Below are 25,261 nucleotides of genomic sequence, written 5' to 3' on the forward strand. Positions count from 1 at the left end.
GCGCCGTGTTCGACGGCGCCCGCCTAGACATCAGTCTTCGGCCGCGGTGCGGACAGGTTCGTAATCGCGCGGGGTTTCTGCCGGGCGCGGACTCCGTTCCGCATGGTCGCTGTCGGCGCTACGGCTTGGGTTGCGGAATTCTCCGCGGTCGGCAGGCGCGGGTGGAGCGGATTCGGCGGTGTGTTGCTCGCCGTTTGCGCCGATACCATTCGGCTCGCTACGTTTTTCGGCGCCGTTGCGCGGTCCTCGGCGGCGACTACGGCTGCGGCGGCTGCGCTCCCGATCCGGCGTGCCTGAGGCTTTTTTCGCAGCGTTGTCTAGTCCCGAGTCTAGCTCGCCGGTCGCTGCCGGTCTGGCTTCGTCGCTTAGGTTTGCGACGGTGTCCTGGCCGGCTGTTGCCGCTGGAGCCGGGCGGCGATTGCCGTTACGGCGATTGTTGTTGCGGCCGGCGCCACGTTCGCCGCGCTCACCACGGTCGCGGCGATTGTTGCGGCCGGGTTTGGCTTTATCTTCACCACTTTTTTCGGCGGCTTCGGCGTTTTCGACGGTTTTACCGGCGCCGATCAGGCGTTGCCAGAAACGCTGGATCAGGCTGGCCGAAGTTTTCTTACTTTGAACCGGGGCCGGTGAGTCAGGCAGAAATTCCTTGATTGCGGCTTTTTCGGTTTTCGGACCCAGTTGTTTGGCGAACTCCGGAACCGTGATGTCTTCTTCCTTGATCTGCAAATGGCTGGCCTTCTCTTCGCTGTCGCCGGTGGCTTTGATGCGCTCGATGTCGTAAGCCGGCGTTTCCAGGTGTTTGCTCGGCAACACGATGATGCCGACTTGCAGCCGGGACTCGATTTCCTGAATCGAGGCGCGTTTTTCGTTGAGCAGGAAGGTGGCGCAATCGATCGGCAAGTGAGCGATGACACGCTCGGTGCCTTTTTTCATCGCTTCTTCTTCGATCAAGCGCAGTACGGCCAGCGTGACCGATTCGACGTTACGGATCGTGCCTTGGCCTTTGCAGCGGGGGCAGGTCAACTGGGTCGAGTCGCCCAAAGACGGCCGCAAGCGTTGGCGCGACATTTCCATCAAGCCGAAGCGGGAGATGCGGCCGGTCTGGATGCGGGCGCGGTCGATTTTCAGCGCGTCGCGCAGCCGGTTTTCCACCTCGCGCTGGTTTTTGTTGGACATCATGTCGATGAAGTCGATCACGAACAGGCCGCCCAAGTCGCGCAAACGCAGTTGGCGGGCGATTTCGTCGGCGGCTTCCAGGTTGGTATTGAGCGCGGTTTCTTCGATGTCGCTGCCTTTGGTGGCGCGGGCCGAGTTGATGTCGATCGAGGTCAACGCTTCGGTGTGGTCGATGACGATCGAGCCGCCGGATGGCAGTGAAACTTCGCGTTTGTAGGCCATCTCGATCTGGGTTTCGATCTGGTAGCGGCTGAATAGCGGCACGCTATCCTGGTACAGTTTGGCCTTGTGCAGGTTGTGCGGCATCACTTGTTTCAGGAAGTTATGCACCAGCTTGTAGGCGCCTTCCTGGTCGATCAGGATTTCGTCGATGTCGCCGCGCAAATGATCGCGTAGCGCGCGGATGATGACGTTGCTTTCCTGGAAAATCAGGAATGGTGCCGTTTGTTCCTGGCTGGAGCGGTCTATCGCCTCCCATAGTTGCATCAGGTAGTTCAAATCCCACTGCAATTCTTCGACGTTTTTGTCGGAACCGGCGGTGCGGATGATCAGGCCCATGCTGTCCGGGATTTCCAGCGCGGCCATGGTTTCGCGCAATTCGCTGCGGTTTTCGCCTTCGATGCGGCGGGAGATGCCGCCGGCTTTGGGGTTGTTCGGCATCAGCACCAGATAGGTGCCGGCCAGACTGATGTAGGTCGTTAGCGCCGCGCCTTTGTTGCCGCGTTCTTCTTTTTCGATTTGAACGACGATTTCCTGGCCTTCGCGGATATTGCTTTTGCTGGAGCTTTTACCTTCCTGACCGTCGCCGGTGCGGTATTCCGGGGCGATTTCCTTGAACGGCAGAAAGCCGTGTTTTTCGGCGCCGTAGTTGACGAAGGCGGCTTCGAGACTGGGTTCTACCCGGGTGATGATGCCTTTGTAAATATTGGATTTTTTTTGTTCTTTCGATGGAACTTCGATGTCGAAATCGTAAAGTTTCTGGCCATCTACCAATGCCACCCGCAGCTCTTCGGGCTGCGTGGCGTTGATAAGCATTCTTTTCATTTAATTATCCTTATTGTTCTGTGTATCCTAACTAGAGCGTGAACAGGTTTGGTTGTCGCGGATAAAGGCGGCGTGTTTCCCAATATGACTTTTAGTTGAGCGGCCGGACTGACTGAAAACTGCAATATCTTGTAGTTATTGTCGCAGTGGGTGTCGGCAATGCCGAGCGTGGCGCTTGAAAAGTGGGAGGTCTGTTGTACCGAACTCTACGCAAAGGATGCAGCTCGCTCATCATGGGTTGAGCGACAAAACCCGAGAAAATTCTTTATAAGTCTGGCGCGGCGGAACAGCGCTAAAACCATGGTTTTAAATTTTTATAATTAAAGTCTATCCAAAGATAAACCAGCCTAATATAGCAATGTTTATTCGGACCAGCAATTTTAAACATGGCTCGTGCATATGTTGCTATCATTTGCCGCATGAGTAGTGCATCAGACCCGACTAACCCGCAAGTCCAATGGCTGGAAATCACCGAGGCGAACAACGAACAACGGCTCGATAATTTTCTGATCTTTTATCTCAAAGGCGTACCGAAAACCCGAATTTACCGGATGGTCAGAAAGGGCGAAGTACGGGTCAACAAGGGTCGTACCGACGTCAGTTATAAACTGCAGATTGGCGACATCGTGCGCATCCCCCCAGTCAGGGTTGCGGACAAAAAAGACGAAGTCATCGTCCAGCCCACCTTGAAGTTCAGCCTGGAAAACCACATTCTCTACGAAGACGACGGCTTTATCGTACTGAACAAGCCGGCCGGATTTGCCGTACACGGCGGCAGCGGCGTCAGTTCCGGCGTGATCGAGGGGTTGCGCCAAATTCGGCCGCAGCAGAAGTTTCTGGAGCTGGTGCATCGGCTGGATAAGGAGACTTCCGGCTGCTTGTTGATCGCGAAGAAGCGCTCGGTGCTAAAGGTGTTGCATGAACTTTTTCGCGGCGACGGCATTCAGAAGACCTATCTGGCTTTGCTGGTCGGGCAATTTCAGCGCAAAAAGCAGGTAGTAGACGTGCCGTTGTTGAAGAATGTCGCCCAAGGCGGCGAGCGAATGGTGGTTGTTAGCCAAGCGGGTAAGGCTGCGGAAACGTTGTTCACCCGGCTGAAGCAATACCAGGATGCCACGCTGGTGCATGCAGCGCCGAAGACCGGCCGCACCCACCAGATTCGGGTGCATGCGGCGTGGTTGGGGCATCCGATAGTCGCCGACGACCGCTACGGGGAAGACGAGACTAACAAAATGTTTAAAAAACGCGGCTACAAACGGCTGTTTTTACATGCCGAACAACTGCAGTTTGCCCATCCTCTGACCGGTAAACCTTTACATTTCTTTGCGCCGCTGCCCAGCGATTTGCAGCAATTGATCGAACATGAAAAACCGCTTTGATTTAATCATTTTCGATTGGGACGGGACATTGATGGATTCGGTGGACTGGATAGTCCGCTGCATTCAACAGGCGGCTGAGACTTGCGGCTGCGACGTGCCGTCGGCGCCGGCCATCAAGGATATTATCGGTTTAAGCATCGATAACGCGACTCTGCAATTGTTTCCCGATGCGGATGCCGAAACAAGGCAACGGTTGGCCGCTGTTTACAGCGAGGCGTTTTTCTCGCGGCAGATCGGTCCGGCGGATTTGTTTCCGGGCGTTGCGAACATGTTGCAACGCCTGCGTACCGATGGCTTGCGCTTGGCGGTGGCTACCGGCAAGAAACGCGCCGGCCTGGATCAATCCATGCGCGGCACCGGCGTAGCGGATTTGTTTTGCACTACCCGCAGCTCGGACCAGACCGCCTCGAAGCCCGACCCGTTGATGGTGACCGAAATTTTGGCGGAGCTTGGAATCGACAAACAGCGGGCCTTGCTGGTCGGCGATTCCGCGCACGACATGCAAATGGCGCTGAATGCCGGTGTCGCGGCGGCGGCCGTCACATGCGGTGCTCACTCCAGAGAAACACTGCGGCAATACAATCCGCTGGTTTGTCTGGATTACCCGACGGATTTGCTTGAATTACTTTAGGAGGTCACGGTGGATACGAATCAACAGCATCCCGACAATTCAGACCAGAACGCTCCCGGCTGGGAAAAGGCGGTACTCGAGAAGCTGGCGTTCGCCGCAATTGCCGAGCAGAAAGCGGCGCGGCGCTGGGGTATTTTCTTCAAATTGCTGACTTTCGCCTATTTGTCGGTGGCGATGGGTGTGGCTTTGTACCCGCAACTGAAACAAGAGGTTGAGACCGGGTCGGCGCAGCACGTGGCGATCGTCGACGTGTTGGGCCAGATCGCCGAGGGCGAAGGTGCGGCGGCCGATACCATCATCGAAGGCCTGCGCGATGCGGCAAAGGATAAAAATACCAAAGGCATCATTCTGAATATCAATTCGCCGGGCGGCAGCGCCGTGCAATCGGCTTACGTCTATGACGAAATCAGGCGTTTGAAAGCCCAGCATCCGCAATTGCCGATTTACTCCGTGGTTGGCGATATCTGCGCGTCGGGCGGGTATTACATTGCTTCCGCCAGCGACAAGATTTATGTCAACCAATCCAGCTTGATCGGCTCAATCGGTGTCGTGATGAATGGTTTTGGTTTCAGTAATGTGTTGGAGAAATTGGGTGTGGAGCGGCGCTTATTGACTGCGGGGGAGCATAAAGCCATGCTCGATCCGTTCTCGCCGGTGAATGCGCAGGAAAGCAAGCACATGCAATCCCTGTTGAACCAAGTCCACCAGCAGTTTATCGAGGCAGTCAGAGCCGGACGCGGTGAGCGCTTAAAAGAGAGTCCGGAAATGTTTTCCGGATTGGTATGGTCCGGGCAGGAAGGCGTGAAATTGGGTTTGGCGGACGGCTTCGGCAGCATCGATTCGGTCGTGCGCGAGCAATTCGGCACTGAGGACACGGTCAATTTCACGCCGCACGAACGCTTGATCGATCGCTTGGCCGGCCGTTTCGGCGCCGCATTCGGTCACAGCATTGCTACTGCTCTGAACATTGGCGGTCTTCACTAAGGACAAAGTTTATGTTTCGCCGCTTGCCTAATCGCGGCGATTTAAGGATAATAGCCAGCTCTTCAGCCAGTCGCTGATGTTTTTATGGTTACTGTGTCGGTCCTCTCGCAACGATACGCTGTAAACCCCGCCAGGTCCGGAAGGAAGCAACGGTAGCAGCGGATTCGTGTGCCGGGATGCGGCTGGCGCAGTAGCCGCCCAATCTCCTGCCGCTTCCGTTGCTAATGGCTTATCAGGTTCTTGCCAGAAAATGGCGTCCCAGCAACTTCACTCAGCTCGTCGGCCAGGAGCACGTCAGCCAGTCTCTGATTCATGCGTTGCAACATCAGCGCTTGCATCATGCCTATCTGTTTACCGGCACCCGCGGCGTCGGCAAAACCACGGTCGCCAGAATCCTCGCCAAAGCGATCAACTGCGAAAATCTGCAAAACTTCAATCCTTGCGGCGCTTGCCCAGTCTGTCAGGCTTTTGAACAAGGCCGGTTTATGGACTTGGTCGAAGTCGATGCCGCTTCCCGTACCAAGGTCGAAGATACCCGCGATCTGCTGGATAACGCCCAATACGCGCCGAACCAGGGCCGCTACAAGGTCTATCTGATCGACGAAGTGCACATGCTGTCCGGACACAGCTTCAATGCGTTGCTGAAAACGCTGGAAGAGCCGCCGCCGCACGTCAAGTTTCTGCTGGCGACCACCGATCCGCACAAGATTCCGATCACCGTGTTATCGCGCTGCCTGCAGTTCAACTTGAAACGGCTAACCCCGGAGCAAATCGACCGGCAGATGCAATTCATCCTCGGCGAGGAAAATATTGGATTCGAAGCCCAGGCTCTGAAAATGCTGGCGCGAGCGGCCGACGGCAGTTTGCGCGACGCCTTGAGCCTGCTGGACCAGGCCATCGTCTACGGTAGCGGTACGGTAACCGGCGAGGCTGTGCTGGGCATGCTCGGTGCCGTCGCCCAGCAGCCGGTCGACGACATTCTATTGGCCTTGGCAGCCGGCGACGCCCGCCAAGTGTTGGCCAAGGTCGCCGACGTGGCGCAACTGACGCCGGACTTCGCCGAGATTTTGCAGCAAATGTTGCGGGTATTGCATCGCGTTGCCGTATTGCAACAAGTGCCCGGCTTCGTCGACCACGAATTCGACAAGCAGTTGCTGGACGAACTGGCGAACCGGTTAACCCCGGCGGACGTGCAGTTGTACTATCAGATCGGCTTGACCGGCCAACGCGACTTAGTGTTGGCGCCTGATCCGCGCAGCGGTTTCGAAATGACGCTATTGCGAATGCTGGCTTTTCGCCCGGCGGCGATGGAAAAGCCGACGCCGGTAACGGCCGCGCCAGTTCAAGCTCCGGTCGCGCCGAAAACGGCGGCCAGCGCCGAATCTTCGGTTGCAAGGTCGGCGCCGGTAGTCGAAGCAGTCGCCGAGCCGGTCGCGGAGACAGCCCCGGCATCGCCGAAACCGGTTCCGGCCGCAGAGCCCGGCAGCAGCTGGCGCGATATTATCGCCGCGCTGAACCTGAATGGCCGCACCCGCGAGTTAGCCAATAATTGCGTGCTGGACAGCATCGACGACAGCAGTTGCCGTTTATTGCTGGATCCACGGTTTCATCAAGTCGGCAGCAGAGCCGAGGACAATCTGCGCTTGGCGTTGCAAAATTATTACGGTAAACCGTTGAAATTGGTTATCAGCCAGCAGGCGGCAACGCAGATGACGCCGGCTCTGGAAATGCAAAAAGCCCGGGAAGACCGGCAGCAGGCGGCGGTCGATACGATCAATGCCGACCCTAACGTGCAGGCTTTAAAAGAAACGTTCGGCGCCAGAATTGTGCCTGGCAGCATCGAACCTCTGAATTGATAGGTTGGAGACGGAAATGAAAAACGCACTCGCGGGCATCATGCAGCAAGCCCAAAAAATGCAGGAAAATTTGAAAAAGGCCCAGGAAGAATTGGAAGCCATGGAAGTTCAGGGCGAATCCGGCGGCGGCTTGGTGACGATCATCATGACCGGTAAGCGCGAGGTCCGTAAAGTCAGCATCGATCCGTCCCTGGTCGGCGACGATAAAGACATGCTGGAAGATCTGGTGGCTGCGGCGATCAACGACGCGGTGCACAAGGTCGGCAAAATGAAGAAAGAGAAAATGGCCGACGTCACGGCCGGGATTCCGATTCCGCCCGGTTTCCAAATGCCGTTTTAAAACATGCAGAACCAGGGCTTGCTGAAAGAGTTGATCCAAAGCCTGTGTTGCTTACCCGGCGTCGGGCCCAAATCGGCGCAACGGATGGCTTTCCATTTGTTGCAGCGTAACCGCGAAGGCGGTTTGCAACTCGGCCAGATTCTGGAACGGGCGATCAAGCAAATCGGCCATTGCCGCGAGTGCCGGACCTTGACCGAAGCCGAGTTGTGCGAAGTCTGCGCCAACCCGCTACGCGACGCCGAAACCTTATGCGTGGTCGAGAGCCCGGCCGACGTTTGGGTGGTGGATCAGGCGACCACGTTCAAGGGTAAATATTTCGTGTTGCACGGCCGCCTGTCGCCGCTGGACGGAATTGGCCCGGACCAGCTCGGTTTCGATCTGCTCGAACAGCGTATGGCGTCCGGCCAGATCAAGGAAATCATTCTGGCGACCAATTCTACGGTGGAAGGCCAGGCTACCGCCCATTTCATTGCCGACGTCGCCGCCAAATTCGGCGTGCGGGCTACCCGCATCGCTCACGGCGTCCCGATGGGCGGCGAACTGGAGTTTATCGACAGCGGTACTTTGGCGCACGCGTTCAACGGCCGGCGCGAACTTTAAGGAGCGACTATGAGCGATTGTTTGTTTTGCAAAATGGTGGCCGGCGAAATCAAGCCGGATGTGGTTTTCGAAGACGATCGAGTTCTGGCGTTTCGCGACTTGCACCCGCAGGCGCCGCTGCACGTGCTGGTCATTCCGAAGCGGCACATCGCCACGCTAAACGAACTGGACGATGCCGGACTGGGCGGCCACTTGCTGCAAACCGCCGCGCAGATCGCCAAAGACCTTGGTTACGCCGACAGCGGCTATCGGACCGTATTTAATTGCAACGCCGACGGCGGCCAGACCGTGTTTCACCTGCACCTGCACCTGCTGGCCGGCCGGCCGATGCATTGGCCGCCAGGCTAATCGAGGTCATTCGGTTTCGAACAGGGTTAACTGCGGTTTCCTGGCGGCATTTTTTCCCGCAATTTCAAATAACGCTGGTAGCGGGTGGCGGATATTGCGCCGGATTCGACCGAGGCCCTGACGGCACAGTCTTTGTCGCCGGCATGGCGACAATCGTTGAATTTGCATTGACCAATGTAGGGCTGGAATTCCCGGTAACCCCAGGCCAGCTGCGCTTCTGACAAGCCGGCCAAACCGAAGATGGCAACGCCTGGGCTGTCGATCAAATCGCCGCCGGCGGGCAGATGGTACAAAGTAGCCGCGGTCGTGGTGTGGCGGCCGTGGCGCGTCGTTGCCGACACGCTATTGGTCCGCAGCGTTCTATCCGGTATTAAAGCGTTGGTCAGGGAGGATTTGCCGACGCCGGATTGGCCGGCGAACATTGCAGTTTGGCCGCGCAATACCTGTTTCAGTTCGTCAAGCCCGGATTGCTGTTTGGCACTGACCCGATGCAGCCGGTAGCTCAACGCCTCATAAATTTTCAGCTCTTCCAGAATCGGCGCACTACAGGGAATGTCGACCTTGTTGAAGACCAGTGCGGCGTCGATATTGCAGTTTTCACAGATAGCCAGATATTGGTCCAACAACAAGAAATCGCACTCGGGTTCGGCGGCAAATACCACAAAAATGGTATCCAGATTGGCGGCCACCGGTCGAACCTGGTCGCCGCGGCTGGGGCGTTGCAATACCGAGCGGCGCGGCAGGATTTGCTCGATGCGGCCTTGTTCCGGGCCGGATAAGGACAGCAGGACTTGGTCGCCGACGACGACGGTGTCCAGTTTGCGCAGGGTCTGGCACAACACGGTCTGTTCCCCGACCTCGACGGCGATACCCTTGCCGAGGTGGGAAACGACCAAGCCTTGCTGCAGCTCGGTCATCAAGCGGACTGCATTTTTTCTTCGATGTGGGCGATGCGGATCGCAGCCGGTGGATGGCTGTAATGAAAAGCCGAGTACAGTGGATCGGGCGTCAAGGTGCTGGCATTCTCTTCGTAAAGCTTGACCAAGCCACTGATCATCTTTTTACCTTGGGCGTTGCGGGTGGCGAAATCGTCGGCTTCGAATTCGAACTTGCGCTGGAAGTAGGCGCTGATCGGCTGCATGAAGGTGGTGAATACCGGCGACACCAGCATGAACAATAACAAGGCCGCGGCGTTGGAATGGGTACTGACGCCCAAGCCGTCGAAGAACCAATCCTGGGTAATCAGCCAGCCCAACACCGCAAAACTGACCAGTGTCATGACCGACGAGGCCGCCAACATTTTGATGGTGTGCTTGCATTTGAAATGGCCCAGTTCGTGCGCCAAAACCGCCTCCAACTCTTCTTCGTCCAGCGAATTGACCAAGGTATCGAAAAAGACGATGCGCTTGTTGTTGCCCAAGCCGGTGAAATAGGCATTGCCGTGACCGGAACGGCGCGAACCGTCCATGATGAAAATGCCGTTACTGCTGAAGCCGCAACGTTCCAGCAAGCCTTGAATCCTTTGCTTTAACGAGCCTTCCTGCATCGGTTCGAATTTATTGAACAGCGGCGCGATCAGGGTCGGAAACAGCCAGCTCATCAACAACGAAAAACTCATCAGAATCGCCCAGGCATACAGCCACCAGAGGCTGCCGATGCTGTCCATGACCCAGAGGATCAGCGCCAGGATCGGCAGGCCGATAATCAGCGTCAGGCCAAGGGACAATAGTTGGTCTTTGGCGAATTGCGCAATGGTGTTTTTGTTGAAACCGAATTTTTCTTCGATGACGAAGGTTTGGTACAAACTGAACGGGATCTCGACCACCGTCATCAGTAAAAAGATGCTGGCCATCGCCGCCAAATCGGCGGCCAGCGGCGACAGTTCGAAGGTGGACCAGAAGTCGAACACCAGGCTGATGCCACCGCCCAGGGTCAAGGCCAGCAGAAATACCATGCCGACCACGCTGTCGACATCGTGCAACTTGCCCTTTTCAATGGTGTAGTCGGCGGCTTTTTGATGGGCGGCTAGGGTTACACGATCCTGGAACGCTGCGGGAACTTGGTCCCGGTGTTGCAAGACGTGGTGTTTTTGGCGTCTGGCAAGCCAGAATTGGGTGCCGTAGGAAAGGACGAAAGCTGCTAAAAATATGCCGGTAAACGTGTTCATCAAGCCAATTGGGGTGGGGTTAACAATTAGCGGTACAGATTAGCTAATGCTACAATCCGCCGCAACATTATTAATAACATAGAAACGCAATGACTCAAGATAAGGACAATCTGATCTGGATCGATTTGGAAATGACCGGCTTGGATCCCGATAACGATTTGATCATTGAAATCGCCACCGTGGTCACCGACAAGAATCTGAATGTCCTGGCCGAAGGCCCGGTCATGGCGGTGCACCAGTCCGATGCGACGCTGGCGGCGATGGACGAATGGAACCAGCAGCACCACGGCCAGTCCGGTTTGATCCAGCGGGTCCAGAATTCCGATATCGACGCCGCCGAAGCCGAGCGACGTACGCTGGACTTCCTGCAGCAATGGCTGCCGGCCAGAACCTCGCCGATGTGCGGCAACAGCATTTGCCAGGACCGGCGGTTTTTGTACCGTTACATGCCCAAGCTGGAGGCGTTTTTCCACTACCGGAATCTGGACGTTTCCACTGTTAAGGAACTGGCCGCGCGTTGGGCGCCGCAGATCAAGGACGGATTCAATAAGCAGGCTTCGCACAAGGCGCTTGAGGACATCATCGAGTCGATCGATGAACTGCGTTACTACCGGGAAACCTTCTTCAAGTTCTGATGCTGCAACTATTTGCCGTCGCGTTGGGCGGCGCCATCGGTTCCTTGTTGCGTTATCTGGCGTCCAGCGGCGTTTACCTGTGGCTCGGCCGCGGATTTCCCTACGGCACGCTTACGGTCAATCTGATCGGGTCGTTTCTGATCGGCTTAATGTCGGAAGCTTTGATTCTGCAACGCTTGGCCATTGCACTGGAATACCGCACGGCGATTTTGGCCGGCGTGATGGGCGGGTTAACCACGTTTTCCAGTTTTTCGTTGGAAACCTTCCACTTGCTCGAGCAAGGCCAAATCGGCAAGGCCGGATTGAATATCGCCGTCAGCGTCATCGGTTGCCTGCTGGCGGTCTGGGCCGGCCTGTCGTTGGGTAAGGGCTTATTTTTCTACGGCCAGGGTGCCGTGCGCATCGGCGATTGGCCTTATCCCTACGCGCTGACTGTGGTGAACGGCATCGGCGCCTTCCTGATCGGTATCGTCGCCACGATATTGCTGCATAAGCTCGAAATTTCCATCGAACACCGGGCTATTTTGGTAACGCTGCTGATCGGCGTATTCCTGACTCTGTCCGGTTTGTATTTGATTTTGTATCTGCTGGAAAGCGGACATTCGTTCGAATCGCATATCGACGCCATGCTAACGGTATTTCTCGGCAACCTTGTGTTCTGCGGCGGCGCATTGTGGTTCGGCTTGTGGCTGGGCAAGCAGGTATAACCGCCGTTTTTTCTCATCATTAATTCAGGAAAGCTGTAACCATGTTAGATCCCCGTTTGTTTAGAAGCGACCTGGACCTGGTCGTGCAGCAATTGCAACGCCGCGGTTTTCAATTCGATACTCAGGCTTATCAAGCTTTGGAAGACCGGCGCAAGGACGTACAGGTCAGAACTCAGGATTTGCAAAACGAACGCAATACCCGTTCCAAAGCTATCGGCCAGGCCAAAGCGAAGGGCGAGGATATTCAACCTTTGCTAGACCAAGTGGCCGATTTGGGCGATCAACTCAAGGCTGCCGAGTCGGAATTGAACGACATTCAGAATCAACTGAATGTCATGCTGGAAGGTATTCCCAACATCCTGGACGAATCGGTTCCGGCCGGCAAAAGCGATGCCGATAATGTCGAGATCAGCCGTTGGGGCGAGCCGCGCCAATTCGATTTCGCGCCTAAGGACCATGTCGATCTGGGCGAGCCGTTGGGTATGAATTTCGAATTGGGCGCCAAAATCGCCAGCGCCCGCTTCGTCGTGTTGGCCGGCAAACTGGCCACCTTGCAACGCGCCATCATTCAACTGATGCTGGATACCCACGTCAACGAACACGGCTACCAGGAAACGTATGTACCGTTCATGGCTAATGCCGACAGTTTGCGCGGCACCGGCCAGCTGCCGAAGTTCGAAGCCGACCTGTTTACCGTCAAAAACGATCCGACCTTTTACCTGATTCCGACCGCCGAAGTGCCGGTCACCAATATCGTCCGCGACGTCATCGTCGACGCCAAGCAGATGCCGCTGAAATTCGTCTGTCATTCGCCCTGTTTCCGCAGCGAAGCCGGTGCTTACGGCAGCGACGTGCGCGGCATGATCCGCCAGCACCAGTTCGAGAAAGTGGAGTTGGTGCAAATCACCACGCCGGAACAATCGGCTCAGGCCCATGAGGAACTGACCGCCCACGCCGAAAAAATCCTGCAAAAATTGAATCTGCCCTACCGTAAAGTATTGCTCTGCGCCGGCGATACCGGTTTCTCATCATCCAAAACCTACGATTTGGAAGTTTGGTTGCCCGGTCAGCAAAAATACCGGGAGATTTCGTCTTGCAGCAATTTCAAGGACTTCCAGGCCCGCCGCCTGCAAGCCCGCTGGCGTAATCCGGAAACCGGCAAGCCGGAGTTGGTACACACGCTAAACGGTTCCGGTCTGGCCGCCGGACGCGCCCTGATTGCGGTGATGGAAAACTATCAGAATGCCGACGGCTCGATCACCGTGCCGGAAGCCCTGCGACCTTACTTGGGCGGTCTCGAAAAGATTCAATAACTTACGATTAGTCCGGTCTTTAAGGGCGGCAAAATAGTTTGGAGGCGAAACTATCCTGGGTTATCATCCGCGCCGAGGTCGGTAACCCAGGCAAAATCAAAGGCTTGCCGAGTTAGCTCCGGCCTCGATAACAATCATAAAATTGAGGAGGGGTAACCATGAGCGAAGCAAACGAAGTGCAAGGGCCATCTTTGTACGAAAGAATCGGCGGCGAGGCAGCAGTCAATGCCGCAGTTGATCTGTTTTACGGAAAAGTGTTGGACGATTACCGCATCAACCGTTTTTTCGATAAGACCGACATGCCAAAACAGGTCGAACATTTGAAGGCCTTTATGACGGTGGCATTCGGCGGACCCAACAATTACGCCGGCCGTTCCTTGCGCGACGGTCACGCCCGGCTGGTAAAAATGGGATTGAATGACTCGCACTATGATGCCGTCATGGAGCATCTGGGCGCGACGATGACCGAATTGAACGTTCCGCCGGAACTGATCGCCGAAGCGGCCGCCCTGGTGGAAAGTGTCAGAGGCGAAGTGCTGGGCAAATAAGCTGTTTGTCGCCATTGCCGCCACAAGGTTGTGGGTGGCGTGGCGGCGTCAATCCGAGTCTAAGTTCAGAAATACCCCGGCCATTGGCGTAGTACCAACACGGCTAACCACGGTATCAGCAACAAACCGCTTCCCAGCAGCCAAATTTTAGCGCTTGCGGCGGCGGGAGCCGGTTCCAGGCGATCTGCATCAGGATTGCTCGGGACGAAGCACAACACGAGCCCGATCAGCAACATCAGCGGCGGAGCGAATAAAAACCCCAATAATATCCCCCACGCCGACGAGCCGATGTCGCGGGCGCGTTTGATCATCGCTGTGGCGCCGAAAAGTCCCGATACGGCTGCCAACAGCCAATAGCCGCATTCGGCCAGTCCCACCGGGAATTCCCCCAATTTCAGTTCCAACCCGTAAATCATAAGTGCGGTATTAATCAGACAAGGCAGGCCCAGGGCAATGTATCGGGATCGGTCGTAGCGCAGCATGTTCGATGTTTTTCGGGAATATTCGCCAACAGACTCGCGATTTTAACGGAATCCGCTTCGTCCGGCCGAACCGAATCCGGTTTCCAGTGTCTTTCTGCCGTTGTTGCAGATGACGGGGAGGCTATTCAAAAAGACTATCGTCGATATAAAAACTATCGATTTTATTTATTTCTAGAGCTTGTTCAGAATGTTTCCAGGCCGGAAAGCTCAGCTTCGAGCAAAACCGGCGATTCTAGTATTACCGGGAGAACAATCATGAAAATCACACAAATCATCAAAATAATGGCGATCACAATAGGCTTGTTTTCTGGCGCGGCGTGGGCTCACGGCGACCGAGGAATAGGCTCCGGGCATATCAAATCTACGGCCGTGCAGGTCCTTTACGACGATCCTGCCTATAACCGCGGAATACACAGTTACCCTATGTTGGTGCCTTCGGTGCCGATCGCCGAGATAGACATGGTCTATGTCGATAAAGCCCATGGTCAAGCCATTTACAGCTATCCGACTAACTCGGATCGGTAGATAAGGGGGTTGAGTTTCGTCTGCTTCGGCGCCAGCGGCAGTGCGTCGGCCGAGCCGGTTTTTGCGACCGCGTGCTTCAACCAAACCCCTAAAGGAATAAGGATACTTTCCGGAAAACTGAGCGTACAATCCTGACGCTCTATGTTTATCAAAAACGGGGGGAGCGACATGAAAAAATATTGGGCAGTGCTTTTATTGGCGATGGCCGGCCAGAGTTATGCCGACGTGCCGCTGCAATCCGGCGACGAAATTCAGGGTAGCTGGAAACTGGAGTACACCAAGAAATCGGCCAGCGCTCAGGATACTCTCAAGCGGGAGGATACTTGGGCGTTCAACGCCGGCAAGGTCACGATCACCCACATTCCGCGCGACGGCACTTATTACGACCAAGCGCCGGTCAATTACGAAGTGGAAAACGGCAAGTTGAAAATTTCGCTATTGGGTAGGTCAGACAAATTCGACGTTTTTTCCTTGGTCGAAAAGGACGATAAAACGATGACGTTGAAGGGCAAGTTTGGGGATATTTACCACTTTATCAAGAAGTAAGTTGTTGAATTGTTAGTGGCTTTGCACTGCGGAATCGCCAATCTATAAAAGGGATATGGTAGACGTCAGGATGTTCAGAATCCATCGTATGGCCTTTGGCGGAGCCAGGTAAACCGGTTCCGCCTTATGCGGGTTAAACACATCGGGCAAATAGCGTTTTGATCGTGTTCATGTCATCCATAGATACACGGCTACCGCTGCTAAAACAGGCATCGTGGAAAATACACATAAGAGCACTAAGCACCCGCTACCTCGCCCCACGCCATAGCTACGAATTGGGTGAGTAGGATTTTCCCGCAGCCAACGCTGGTGACAAGGATTGCAATACAGCTTCAAAAATCCGTTATTCCAGGCTTGAATAGTCCGCGCATCGAAATTGGCAACAGCCTTACATCTCGCACAACTAAACTGTTTCTCTTTCGGTGTTTTTTGTCGATTTAAAATTAAGAAGGCGACAACCGCTGCAATGGCAAAAGGGGCCATAGTTTCAGTCAATAGTTGCGTCTGATAAAAATCCCAGCTTATTTTTCCCAAACAGCCCAACAAGATCAGAATTAGAAAATAATCCAGTGCATTTTTTTGCGGCGGGGTTACCTGAATTTGCTGTGATTCTCGTTGCGTACTGGCTTGGATTATCACTACCGCCTTTGCTTGCAAACGCTGCTTGGCATCCACAGTTGATTCATAGACGACACTGTCGCCAACCTGAGGACGTCTGCTACTGGTTTTGAGGCTGGAAATATGAAAAAACACCTTTGTAGCGTCATCGTCGGAAACGATAAAGCCAAAACCTTTTTCATCATTCCACTGGTTGATTTTTCCTTTCATATTAACTCCCATATTCCGGGCTAGGCAATGAACGTGCTTCCAATACTGATCTCTCTAAAAGCAAACACGGGGAGTTTTTGCTTAATCTGTACGTTTTTTGCACGTCAAACCTAAGATTGAACGATATTAAACAGGCGACGCTTCATTAACACTTCCGTCGCCCACTGATTCAGGCTTTTGCCTTTCGCTTTAGCGGCTAATAACGCTGCCGTATGGATTTCGGGTGGTATACGCAGCATCAGTTTGCGGCTAGCCGGTTTTTCCGGCGGTTTGCATGAGGTTGGTTATTCAGGTTACGCGGAGCTACCTTTTGTCCCCAGCCTCGCCAACAACTTCTCCAAAAACGCCACCTTATCCTCCATATCCTTAAAGGTCTGGGTAAACCTCAATTTATCCGCGCCGTCGAATTTATACACCTGCGACTGGCTTTGGATCATCAAGATCAACTCGCCGGTATCGATTTGCGGCGTGGCGGTAAACACGATGCGGCCGCCGGTGGCGTGGGCTTCAATTTTGCGGATGCCCAGATGCGCAGCTTGTTGTTTCAGTTCGGTGACCGCGAACAAGGCTTTGACCTGATCCGGCAATAGGCCGAAGCGGTCGATCATTTCGATTTTTAACTTGCGCAAATCGTCTTCGGTTTCGGCGCTGGCGATGCGTTTGTACAAAACAAGGCGGGCGTGGATGTCCGGCAAATAGTCTTCCGGAATCAAGGCTGCTACTTGCAGATCGACTTCCGGGCCATAGTCCAAAGGCGCGTCCAGCTCCGGTTGTTTGCCGGATTTGAGGGCTTTAACGGCGCGCTCCAGCAACTCGGCGTACAGGGTAAAGCCGATTTCCTGAATCTGGCCGCTTTGTTCGTCGCCCAGCAACTCGCCGGCGCCACGGATTTCCATGTCGTGCGAGGACAACATGAAGCCGGCGCCCAGTTCGCCGGAGGTTTCGAAGGCCTCCAGACGCTTGATCGCGTCCTTGGTCATCAGGGTTTTCGGCGGCACGATGCAGTAGCAATAGGCGCGGTGGTGGGACCGGCCAACCCGGCCGCGTAACTGGTGCAACTGGGCCAGACCCAGCTTGTCGGCCCGGTTGATGACGATGGTATTCGCGCTGGGAATGTCGATGCCGCTTTCGATAATGGTGGTGGCGATTAGCACATTAAAACGCTGGTGATAAAAATCCAGCATGATTTGCTCCAGCTCGCGCTCGGCCATTTGGCCGTGGGCGATTTGAATCCGCGCTTCCGGCACCAGTTCGGCCAGTTCGCGCATCATTTTGTCCATGGTCTTGACGTCGTTGTGCAGGAAAAATACCTGGCCGCCGCGTTTGATTTCGCGCTGGCAGGCTTCCTGGACTTGGGAATCGATCCATTCGCTGACGAAGGTTTTGATCGCATGGCGGTTCGGCGGCGGCGTGGCGATGATGGAAATATCGCGCAGGCCGGCCATGGCCATGTTCAAGGTTCTCGGGATTGGCGTTGCGGTCAGTGTCAGCAAGTCCAGTTCGCTGCGCAGCTTTTTGAAATGCTCTTTTTGAGTGACGCCGAAGCGGTGTTCCTCGTCGATGATCACCAAGCCCAAGGCCTTGTATTTCATATCCTTGGACAGCAGTTTATGGGTGCCGATGACGATGTCGACCTTGCCCTCGGCCAGATCGTCGGCGATGGCGGCTTGCTGTTTGGCGGTGACGAAACGGGAGGTGACTTCAATGCGCACCGGCCAGTCGGCAAAGCGGTCGCGGAAGTTTTGATAGTGTTGCTGCGCCAGCAGGGTGGTCGGCACCAGCACCGCCACCTGTTTGCCGCTTTGCACCGCCACAAAGGCCGCACGCATCGCCACTTCGGTCTTGCCGAAGCCGACGTCGCCGCATACTACGCGGTCCATCGGTTGCGGCGCAGCCATGTCTTGCAAAATCGCTTCGATGGCGCTGAGCTGATCCGGAGTTTCCTCGAACGGGAAGCCGCCGGCAAAGGCGTTGTAGTCGCTATTGTCGACGCTAAAGGCAAAGCCGCCGCGCGCGGCGCGTTTGGCGTGTATGTCCAGCAATTCCGCGGCCACGTCGCGGGCCCGCTCCATGGCTTTTTGCTTGGCCTTGCTCCATTGCTCGGTGCCCAGTTTGTGCAAGGGGGCGTTTTCGGCGCTGACGCCGCTGTAACGGCCGATCAAATGTAGAGAGGCGACCGGCACGTAAATCTTGTCGCCGCCGGCATATTCCAGCATCAGAAACTCGGCTTCGATGCCGCCGACGGTCAGAGTCTGCAGCCCCAGATAGCGGCCGACGCCGTGTTCCTGATGCACGACCGGCGAGCTTATCGTCAGCTCGTCGAGGTTGTTGAAGATGTTTTCCAGCGCCCGCGCCGCCGACTTCGCTCGGCGCCGGCGTTGCTGGACTTTTTCGCCGCTGAGCTGGCTTTCGGTGATGATGGCCAGCTTCGGTTGGTCGAGCAACAGCCCGTGATCCATCGGCGCGACGACGATGCACGGCGACTGTTCGCTTTGCAGAAATTCCGGCCAGTTTTGGACTTGCTTGGCGGCCAGTTTGACGCTTTTCAGTTTCTCGATCAGGCCCTCGCGGTGGCCGGCAGTCTCGGCAACGAACAGGATTTTGCCGGCAAAGCCTTCGATGAACTGGCGCAGGCGCTGCGCCGGCTCTTTCAAGCGGCTATCGATGGCGACATCGGGCAGCGTTTGGCAATGCAGCGATTCGCCTTGTTCACCTTGATGGTTCAGCACGATGCGGCTGAACGCTTGGGTTTTGCCAACCAATTCGTCGGTGGCTAAAAACAGGCGCTGCGGCGGCAGTAGCGGCCTGTCGACGTCGTATTTGCGTTGCTGATAACGCTCTTCGGCCTCGGCGTAAAACTGGCCGGCACCGGTTTCAAATTCGGCCGGCAGCACGAATAGCGCGCTGCTCGGCAAGTAATCGAACAGCGATTCGGTGCGCTCGACGAACAGCGGCAAATAGTATTCGATACCGGCCGGGGCGATTTGCTTGGAGACGTCGACGTACAAATTGTTTTTCGGCGAGGCGTCTGGAAATTGCTCGCGAAAGGCTTGGCGAAAGCGTTTGATCGCGTCGTCGGTAAATGGAAATTCGCGGGCCGGGAACAATTCGACTTTTTGCATTTTGTCCTGCGACATCTGCGTGTCGGGGTCGAAGCTGCGGATCGACTCGACGTCGTCGTCGAACAGTTCGATCCGGTAGGGCTGCTTGGAGCCCATCGGGAACAGATCCAGAATCGAGCCGCGTACCGCGAATTCGCCGTGCTGATACACCTGCGATACGCACTGGTAACCCACCGCTTCCAATTTGGCGCGGGTCAGGTCCAGGCTCAAGGTGCCGCCGACTTCAATGGCAAAACTGTGGGCCAGGATATGTTCGCGCGGCGCCAGCCGGTGCATCAGGGTCGAGATCGGAACGATCAGCGCGCCGCGCTTGGTTTCCGGGAGCAGGGCCAGCGTACGCAAGCGTTCGGAAATGATTTCCGGCAACGGCGAGAACACATCGTAGGGCAGGGTTTCCCAGTCCGGAAATTGCAATATCGGATAGGCGCTGTCCAGAAAAAAGGCCATTTCGTGCTCCAGGCGCAACGCGGTTTGCGTGTCCGGTGTGACGATGACGGCCAAGCGTTTTTCGCTGGCGATCGCGGTGGCGAGCGCCAGCGCATCGCCGCAGCCGGCTAAGTCGCGCCAGACATGAGCTTGGGTGGACTGTTTCGGTAATTCGGGAAGTTGTAGCGGAGACGCGTTCATGGCAATTTGAATGGGTATAGCGGGAACGACAGTGAGGCCAGGCTAACTGGCAAACGGAGTGGCTGTAGGTCTTGTCTGGAGGAAGGCCGCGTGCCAGCGTTTTTTAGGATCAAGCCAAATTTTTTTGTTGGATTTCGATATCCTGCATGTAGCGTTGAATATTGGTTTCGAACGCCGGCGGAATGTCGGTGAAACGACAGCCGACTCGCTGCTGAGTACCGGTCACGGTGGCGCGTACTCGGGTTATTTCTTTGATTTCGAAGCTGATTTTGGCTTGTCCGCCGTCGTGCAGATACATCATGCAGCCTTCATGCTTGTCTTCCGGATTCAGATATTTGTCGAATTGCGAATCCGGATTCAGAAACGCAAACCCGGAAAAGCTCAGATCGACCAACCTAAATGAGGCTTTTAGCACCGTGGGTTCTGTATTCTCGATGTCGTCAGGATCCTGGGGCGGGGTAAACATCATTACGCACAGGCTGTTGGTGTGCGAAAGCGGTACTTTAATCCGGTAGAACTGGCGGCGCTGCATCCAGAAAATCGCGTCCGGAATCGGCATTGCAAGTACCGGGTGGCCGTCACTTTGCGATTTCTTGATCGATTTGCCGCGGAAGGAGACCTTGATCCCTTCGTATTCTGTGCGGAACAGCACTTTGGGCGAATTCAGCAACTGTTTGTTCAACAACTCGGTGGGCGCGACATCGAGTGCCAACAGGTTGGCTTTCTGGTCGAGATCGATAATCGTGGTCAAAAACGATTGGTTGTGTTCGCCAAAGTGCGCAGAAATGATGCACTTTTTCTTTACCAGATCGGTCAGGTGGCCAAAAACCAGTTTGGAGCCTCTAACAAGATAGTCGGATTCTTTTTCCATTAAAGTTGCTAAATATTGCGGTGTGCGGAAAGGGCTATTGTAAAATAAGCAGGATTATAGTGTATAGGCAGGAGTTTTGATGGGTTGGTTGCTGTTGTTGGTGGCGGGGTGTTCGGAAATCGTGTTTGCAGTAAGTCTGAAATATAACGATGGCTTCACCAAGCTATGGCCTAGCGTGGTAACCGGCGTCTCCGGTATTGCCAGCTTTTATTTGCTGATGTTGGCTATCCGTACTTTGCCGTTGGGAACCGCCTATGCGGTTTGGACCGGCATGGGGGCGGTCGGCGTTGCCGTTATCGGTGTCCTCTGGTTTAAGGAGCCGGCCGACTGGGTGCGGCTGGCGTCGATTATGTTTATTGTCGTCGGTATCGTCGGCCTGAAACTTACCCACGCCGAGTGATGTTGCATTTGTTGTCGCAATTGCCGTTGCAGGCCGAGGTGTTTGCGAGAATGGCGCCCGGCGACGATATCGTGTTGCTGGATGCCACGGTCTGCGGCGCGTTACGCGGCCATCAAGATAACCGGCTGTTGCAGCAGGTCATGGCGCGAGCCTGCCAAGTCTATGCGATGCGGGACATGGTCGAGGCGTATGGCTTACAAGCGGGGCGGCTGTTGTCCGGTGTGGAACCCATAGATTACGCCGGGCTGGTCGAGCTGACCGTTAAACACCCCGTGATCCATTCCTGGTGTTGATTTACGACGGCGTGGTTTTGGACACCACGGCAGACGGTTTCTTGCGCGACGCAGCGCAATGGAACCGACGCGTCGCCGAGGTGTTAGCACAGGCAGAAGCGTTGGAACTGGAGGATGCGCATTGGGAAATCCTGTATTTCATCCGCGACTACTACGCCCGCTTTAAACACCTGCCCAATGCCCGGATGTTTGTCGCCGCAGTGCGCAAGCAATTTGGCGAAGACAAAGGCAATAGCCGCTATCTGCAAAAACTATTTCCCAAAGGGCCGCTGAAATACGCTTGCAAGATAGCCGGCTTGCCGAAACCGCCCACTTGTTTATAACGATTTCGAGAGAATTTAATGACTAATCCGCGTGTTGGTTTTATCAGTTTGGGTTGCCCGAAAGCGCTGGTCGATAGCGAGCAGATTTTGACCCGCTTGCGGACCGAGGGCTACCAAGTTTCGCCGAATTACAAGGATTCCGATCTGGTTATCGTCAATACTTGCGGCTTTATCGATGCCGCGGTGGAAGAGTCGCTGGACAGCATCGGCGAAGCTTTGGCCGAAAACGGCAGGGTGATCGTCACCGGTTGTCTGGGGGCGCGGCAGGACGAGATTCTGGCCCGCCATCCGCAAGTGCTGAAAATTACCGGCGCCCATGCCACCGACGAGGTGCTGGACGCGGTACACGAACACTTGCCGCCGGCGCACAATCCCTTCCTGGAGCTGTTACCGCCGCAAGGCATCAAATTGACGCCCAAGCATTACGCCTACTTGAAGATTTCGGAAGGCTGCAACCACCGCTGTACCTTTTGTATCATTCCGTCGATGCGTGGCGACCTGGTCAGCCGGCCGATCGACGACGTTATGGCCGAGGCGGAACGCCTGGCTGCCGCCGGCGTAAAAGAGCTGTTGATCGTATCGCAGGATACCAGCGCTTATGGCCTGGATTTACACTACCAAAGCCGGGCTTGGCGCGGCCGCGACTACCAAACCCGTTTCAAGGATTTGGCGGCGGCATTGGGCGAGCTGGGAATTTGGGTGCGGATGCATTACGTCTATCCCTATCCGCACGTTGACGATGTGGTGCCGCTGATGGCCGACGGGAAAATTTTGCCGTATCTGGATATTCCGTTTCAACATGCCAGCAGCCGAATTTTGAAGCTGATGAAGCGGCCGGCTGCGGCGGAAAACAATCTGGAGCGTATCCTTGCCTGGCGCAACATTTGTCCTGATTTAACCATTCGTAGCACCTTCATCGTCGGTTTCCCCGGTGAAACCGAGCAGGAGTTCGAAGAGCTGTTGCAGTTTTTGAGCGAAGCGCAAATGGATCGGGTCGGTTGTTTTGCCTATTCGCCGGTTAAGGGCGCGGCGGCAAACGCGCTGCCGGATGCGGTGCCGGAACAGGTCAAGCAGGAGCGGTTGGCGCGGTTTATGGAGCATCAGGCTGCGATCAGCGCCGAACGCTTACAGCGACGGATAGGATGCCGTGAGACCGTCTTGATCGACGAGGTCGTCGAAGAAGGGGCAGTGGCGCGCAGCAGAAGCGATGCCCCCGAAATTGACGGCCAAGTCTTCATCGACGGCGCAAGCCACCTGCAGGTTGGAAGCTTCGTCGACGTCGAAATCGAAGACGCCGACGACTACGACCTGTGGGCCAAACTGGTCTAACAAAAAAGCCGCTGGTGAGGCGGCTTTTTTATCGGGCTTATAACGGAGTAACGTTTTCCGCTTGTGGGCCTTTTTGGCCGTTGGTCACTTCCATCGTGACTTTTTGGCCTTCTTTCAAAGTTCTGCGGCCGCTGCCGTTGATTGCGCTGAAATGCACAAACACATCTTTGCCGCCCTCTTGTTCGATGAAGCCGAAACCTTTTTCATCGTTGAACCATTTAACTTTGCCTTCTACTTGAACTGACATAAATTTCTCTTGCTTTAAAAAGTGCTATTCGCTGGTTTGGAACTAGGGTTTGTGACTAAAGCGGGTAAGCGGAAAACAAAGTTTGTTGATCCTATTGCGAGCTTGAAAAGCGACAACGATACCGAGCTAAATCGGCTTCATTATACATGCCTCGTCGCGGCTATCCACAAAAAGTAAAGCGATTTTTGCTCCTAACGACCCGGCTTTGCACGGTAGTGTCTGCGGCGAATGCAAGCGGATATGTGTGTCGGCAAAAGGGATTTTAGTCAAGTTATTGAAATTAATGGTGCTTTTTTGATGGGGCTATGGCCGGCTTCAGGGTTCCGGTTGGCGCTGGCAAACCGATAATATTTTGCTGAAGGCGATACAAATTTGGTATTTTTGGCAATTGGCCAAACGGGCAGCGCTCCGTCGCCGCCGAGACCACGTTAGAAATAATGGCCGTTTAGCAAAAAATGGGTGGCAATGCTGCCGAAGAAACCCAGCAAAATCACCGGCATCCATTTCAAATGGGCGCTAAAGGTGTAAACACCCTTCATTTGCCCCATCAGACCGACGCCGGCCGCCGAGCCGATTGCCAACAGGCTGCCGCCTACACCGGCAGTCAGCGTCACTAACAGCCATTGGCCTTGCGAGATATCCGGGTGCATGGTCAGCACAGCGAACATGATTGTGCCGTTGTCGATGAAGGCGGAAAAAATGCCGACCAGAATGTTGGCAATGGTCGGGTCCATGCCGATGTACAACACGTTGGAGGCCATCGTCAGGTAGCCGATGAAACTCAAACCGCCAACGCTCATCATTACGCCGTAGAAAAACAGCAAGGTGTCCCACTCCAGATGGGCGACGCTTTTGAATACGTCGAACTTCTGATCTTGGCGACTAGCTGGCAGCTCCACTTGGAATAATTTGTAAACGTGGGCAAAGTCGCTGCCCTTGGCTCTGCCTTCTGTTTTTTGCAGGTAATAACCGAGAAACTTGAGATAGGTCAAACCGGCCAGCATGCCGGCGGCGGGCGGCAGTTTCAAAAAGTTCTCGAAGCAGACCGCGGTAATGATGGTCAACAAAAACAGGATAATCATCGCTAATGCACCGCGCTTCATAATTGGCGCTCGACCGACCGCCCCCGGAAATTCCCTAGGAATCCAGAAATGCATGACGATTGCCGGCAGCGCAAAGTTGACGATAGCTGGAATGAACAGCGAGAAGAAATCGGCGAACGGCACCACTCCACTTTGCCAGACCAATAGCGTGGTGATATCGCCGAATGGACTGAACGAACCGCCGGCGTTAGTGGCTACGACCACATTGATAGCCGCCAGTGTCACGAAGCGAGGGTTGTCCTTGCCCATGGCTGTAATTACCGCGCCCATCAATAACGCAGTGGTCAGATTGTTGCAAACCGAGGACATGAAAAACGACATGCAGCCGGTTATCCAGAACAATTTGCGGTAGCTGAAGCCCTTGCTCAGTAGCCAGACCCGCAAATTATCGAACACGCCGCGATTTTCCATTGCGTTCAAATAGGCCATAGACACCATGATGAACAAAAACAGCTCCGCATATCCGATCAGCGCGGCCCGGAAGGCTTGCCCGGCTTCCTCGCGCATGCCGCCGTGTACGTAGACGCCGGCGATAAAAGCCCAGATCAAACTCGCCGCCAAGACCATGGGTTTGGATTTGTTCAGTTCCGTGACTTCCTCGGTCATGGCCAAGGTATAGGCCAGCGAGAAGATGCAAATGGCCAAGTAGCCTACCCAATGATGGGTCAGGTCGAGAACGTGGGCGGTGGCGGGGTCTGCGCTGGCCCAAGCCAGGATTGGCGAGCAAGCACATAGCAGAAACAGCGAAATACGTAGTAACACGAGCGAACTCCTTTCAAAATTTGAAGCCCAGACTGTCGCGGCGGTATCGAGTTCCTTGGCCGCGAAAGCAGCCCG

The 25,261-nt window shown here is 55.2% G+C and carries 27 protein-coding genes and 1 other RNA gene; 18 read left to right on the forward strand and 10 right to left on the reverse strand.

Features of this window, described 5'->3' with window-relative positions; translation table 11 throughout:
• Positions 1-30: 30 nt before the first annotated feature.
• Positions 31-2,220 carry an Rne/Rng family ribonuclease gene (locus PL263_RS17070; RefSeq protein ID WP_278210497.1) on the reverse strand — a complete coding sequence of 730 codons (2,190 nt, stop codon included), beginning with the start codon at positions 2,218-2,220 and terminating at the stop codon, positions 31-33.
• A gap of 419 nt (positions 2,221-2,639) precedes the next feature.
• On the opposite strand from PL263_RS17070, the gene rluC reads away from it, so the two are divergent.
• From rluC to PL263_RS17110, 8 genes are all read left to right on the forward strand, one after another.
• Positions 2,640-3,599, forward strand: coding sequence for a 23S rRNA pseudouridine(955/2504/2580) synthase RluC (rluC, locus tag PL263_RS17075; RefSeq protein ID WP_278210498.1), 960 nt, complete (start codon positions 2,640-2,642; stop codon positions 3,597-3,599).
• A complete protein-coding gene (locus PL263_RS17080) occupies positions 3,583-4,230 on the forward strand; it encodes an HAD-IA family hydrolase (RefSeq protein ID WP_278210499.1) in 648 nt (215 codons plus the stop codon). Before rluC ends, PL263_RS17080 begins: the two co-directional genes overlap by 17 nt.
• Before the next feature lie 9 nt (positions 4,231-4,239).
• A complete protein-coding gene (gene sppA / locus PL263_RS17085) occupies positions 4,240-5,214 on the forward strand; it encodes a signal peptide peptidase SppA (RefSeq protein ID WP_278210500.1) in 975 nt (324 codons plus the stop codon).
• Positions 5,215-5,308: 94 nt separating this feature from the next.
• Positions 5,309-5,405, forward strand: an RNA gene (ffs, locus tag PL263_RS17090) — signal recognition particle sRNA small type.
• Between the two features lie 33 nt (positions 5,406-5,438).
• Positions 5,439-7,070 carry a DNA polymerase III subunit gamma/tau gene (gene dnaX / locus PL263_RS17095; RefSeq protein WP_278210501.1) on the forward strand — a complete coding sequence of 544 codons (1,632 nt, stop codon included), beginning with the start codon at positions 5,439-5,441 and terminating at the stop codon, positions 7,068-7,070.
• Between the two features lie 16 nt (positions 7,071-7,086).
• Positions 7,087-7,410, forward strand: a complete 324-nt coding sequence (locus PL263_RS17100; RefSeq protein WP_140911407.1) for a YbaB/EbfC family nucleoid-associated protein — start codon at positions 7,087-7,089, stop codon at positions 7,408-7,410.
• A gap of 3 nt (positions 7,411-7,413) precedes the next feature.
• On the forward strand, positions 7,414-8,010 hold the full coding sequence (gene recR, locus PL263_RS17105; RefSeq protein WP_278210502.1) for a recombination mediator RecR: 597 nt from the start codon (positions 7,414-7,416) through the stop codon (positions 8,008-8,010).
• Positions 8,011-8,019: 9 nt separating this feature from the next.
• Entirely contained in the window at positions 8,020-8,358 is a 339-nt protein-coding gene (locus PL263_RS17110; protein WP_140911405.1) for a histidine triad nucleotide-binding protein, read from the forward strand.
• A 26-nt stretch (positions 8,359-8,384) separates the two neighbouring features.
• On the opposite strand, the gene rsgA is transcribed toward PL263_RS17110, so the two are convergent.
• The gene (gene rsgA, locus PL263_RS17115) at positions 8,385-9,275 is read right to left on the reverse strand and encodes a ribosome small subunit-dependent GTPase A (protein WP_278210503.1); all 891 of its coding nucleotides are present in this window, start codon (positions 9,273-9,275) and stop codon (positions 8,385-8,387) included.
• Positions 9,275-10,525 (reverse strand): M48 family metallopeptidase, encoded by a 1,251-nt coding sequence (locus PL263_RS17120; protein WP_278210504.1) that lies wholly within the window; start codon positions 10,523-10,525, stop codon positions 9,275-9,277. Before PL263_RS17120 ends, rsgA begins: the two co-directional genes overlap by 1 nt.
• Positions 10,526-10,614: 89 nt before the next feature.
• Between PL263_RS17120 and orn the strand changes: the two genes are divergently transcribed.
• From orn to PL263_RS17140, 4 genes are all read left to right on the forward strand, one after another.
• On the forward strand, positions 10,615-11,160 hold the full coding sequence (orn, locus tag PL263_RS17125) for an oligoribonuclease (protein ID WP_278210505.1): 546 nt from the start codon (positions 10,615-10,617) through the stop codon (positions 11,158-11,160).
• A complete protein-coding gene (gene crcB / locus PL263_RS17130) occupies positions 11,160-11,867 on the forward strand; it encodes a fluoride efflux transporter CrcB (protein WP_278210506.1) in 708 nt (235 codons plus the stop codon). The genes orn and crcB overlap by 1 nt, the downstream gene beginning before the upstream one ends.
• A 41-nt stretch (positions 11,868-11,908) precedes the next feature.
• Complete coding sequence (serS, locus tag PL263_RS17135; protein WP_278210507.1) at positions 11,909-13,180, forward strand: serine--tRNA ligase; 1,272 nt, start codon at positions 11,909-11,911, stop codon at positions 13,178-13,180.
• A gap of 158 nt (positions 13,181-13,338) precedes the next feature.
• Positions 13,339-13,728: a group 1 truncated hemoglobin gene (locus PL263_RS17140; RefSeq protein WP_140911399.1), complete on the forward strand. Its 390-nt coding sequence runs from the start codon at positions 13,339-13,341 to the stop codon at positions 13,726-13,728.
• A 65-nt stretch (positions 13,729-13,793) separates the two neighbouring features.
• On the opposite strand, the gene PL263_RS17145 is transcribed toward PL263_RS17140, so the two are convergent.
• Positions 13,794-14,210: a DUF805 domain-containing protein gene (locus tag PL263_RS17145; protein ID WP_278210508.1), complete on the reverse strand. Its 417-nt coding sequence runs from the start codon at positions 14,208-14,210 to the stop codon at positions 13,794-13,796.
• A gap of 255 nt (positions 14,211-14,465) precedes the next feature.
• Here PL263_RS17145 and PL263_RS17150 point away from each other — a divergent pair, with 255 nt between their 5' ends.
• Both PL263_RS17150 and PL263_RS17155 read left to right on the forward strand, forming a co-directional pair.
• The gene (locus PL263_RS17150; RefSeq protein WP_278210509.1) at positions 14,466-14,735 is read left to right on the forward strand and encodes a hypothetical protein; all 270 of its coding nucleotides are present in this window, start codon (positions 14,466-14,468) and stop codon (positions 14,733-14,735) included.
• Positions 14,736-14,903: 168 nt separating this feature from the next.
• On the forward strand, positions 14,904-15,281 hold the full coding sequence (locus PL263_RS17155) for a lipocalin family protein (RefSeq protein WP_278210510.1): 378 nt from the start codon (positions 14,904-14,906) through the stop codon (positions 15,279-15,281).
• Between the two features lie 168 nt (positions 15,282-15,449).
• On the opposite strand, the gene PL263_RS17160 is transcribed toward PL263_RS17155, so the two are convergent.
• The 4 genes from PL263_RS17160 to PL263_RS17175 form a co-directional block, all read right to left on the reverse strand.
• The gene (locus PL263_RS17160; RefSeq protein ID WP_278210511.1) at positions 15,450-16,109 is read right to left on the reverse strand and encodes a cold shock domain-containing protein; all 660 of its coding nucleotides are present in this window, start codon (positions 16,107-16,109) and stop codon (positions 15,450-15,452) included.
• 110 nt (positions 16,110-16,219) lie between these two features.
• Positions 16,220-16,348, reverse strand: a complete 129-nt coding sequence (locus PL263_RS17165; RefSeq protein ID WP_278210512.1) for a toxin-antitoxin system HicB family antitoxin — start codon at positions 16,346-16,348, stop codon at positions 16,220-16,222.
• 54 nt (positions 16,349-16,402) lie between these two features.
• Positions 16,403-19,858: a transcription-repair coupling factor gene (gene mfd, locus PL263_RS17170; RefSeq protein ID WP_278210513.1), complete on the reverse strand. Its 3,456-nt coding sequence runs from the start codon at positions 19,856-19,858 to the stop codon at positions 16,403-16,405.
• A 109-nt stretch (positions 19,859-19,967) separates the two neighbouring features.
• Positions 19,968-20,729 carry a flagellar brake protein gene (locus tag PL263_RS17175; protein ID WP_278210514.1) on the reverse strand — a complete coding sequence of 254 codons (762 nt, stop codon included), beginning with the start codon at positions 20,727-20,729 and terminating at the stop codon, positions 19,968-19,970.
• A gap of 79 nt (positions 20,730-20,808) precedes the next feature.
• On the opposite strand from PL263_RS17175, the gene PL263_RS17180 reads away from it, so the two are divergent.
• The 4 genes from PL263_RS17180 to rimO are packed head-to-tail and all read left to right on the forward strand — an operon-like array spanning position 20,809 to position 23,074.
• Positions 20,809-21,129 (forward strand): multidrug efflux SMR transporter, encoded by a 321-nt coding sequence (locus PL263_RS17180; RefSeq protein WP_140911392.1) that lies wholly within the window; start codon positions 20,809-20,811, stop codon positions 21,127-21,129.
• Positions 21,129-21,422, forward strand: coding sequence for a sulfurtransferase complex subunit TusB (gene tusB / locus PL263_RS17185; protein WP_278210515.1), 294 nt, complete (start codon positions 21,129-21,131; stop codon positions 21,420-21,422). The genes PL263_RS17180 and tusB overlap by 1 nt, the downstream gene beginning before the upstream one ends.
• Positions 21,413-21,745 carry a TusE/DsrC/DsvC family sulfur relay protein gene (locus tag PL263_RS17190; protein WP_278212890.1) on the forward strand — a complete coding sequence of 111 codons (333 nt, stop codon included), beginning with the start codon at positions 21,413-21,415 and terminating at the stop codon, positions 21,743-21,745. The genes tusB and PL263_RS17190 overlap by 10 nt, the downstream gene beginning before the upstream one ends.
• Positions 21,746-21,763: 18 nt before the next feature.
• A complete protein-coding gene (gene rimO, locus PL263_RS17195; protein WP_278210516.1) occupies positions 21,764-23,074 on the forward strand; it encodes a 30S ribosomal protein S12 methylthiotransferase RimO in 1,311 nt (436 codons plus the stop codon).
• 37 nt (positions 23,075-23,111) lie between these two features.
• Here the strand turns inward: rimO and PL263_RS17200 are convergent, their stop codons facing one another.
• Together PL263_RS17200 and nhaD are read right to left on the reverse strand one after the other, a co-directional pair.
• Positions 23,112-23,321, reverse strand: coding sequence for a cold-shock protein (locus tag PL263_RS17200; protein ID WP_054760518.1), 210 nt, complete (start codon positions 23,319-23,321; stop codon positions 23,112-23,114).
• A gap of 428 nt (positions 23,322-23,749) precedes the next feature.
• A complete protein-coding gene (gene nhaD / locus PL263_RS17205; protein ID WP_278212891.1) occupies positions 23,750-25,141 on the reverse strand; it encodes a sodium:proton antiporter NhaD in 1,392 nt (463 codons plus the stop codon).
• Positions 25,142-25,261: the final 120 nt, after the last annotated feature.

This window comes from Methylomonas sp. EFPC3 (assembly GCF_029643245.1).
Classification (GTDB): Bacteria; Pseudomonadota; Gammaproteobacteria; order Methylococcales; family Methylomonadaceae; genus Methylomonas; species Methylomonas koyamae_B.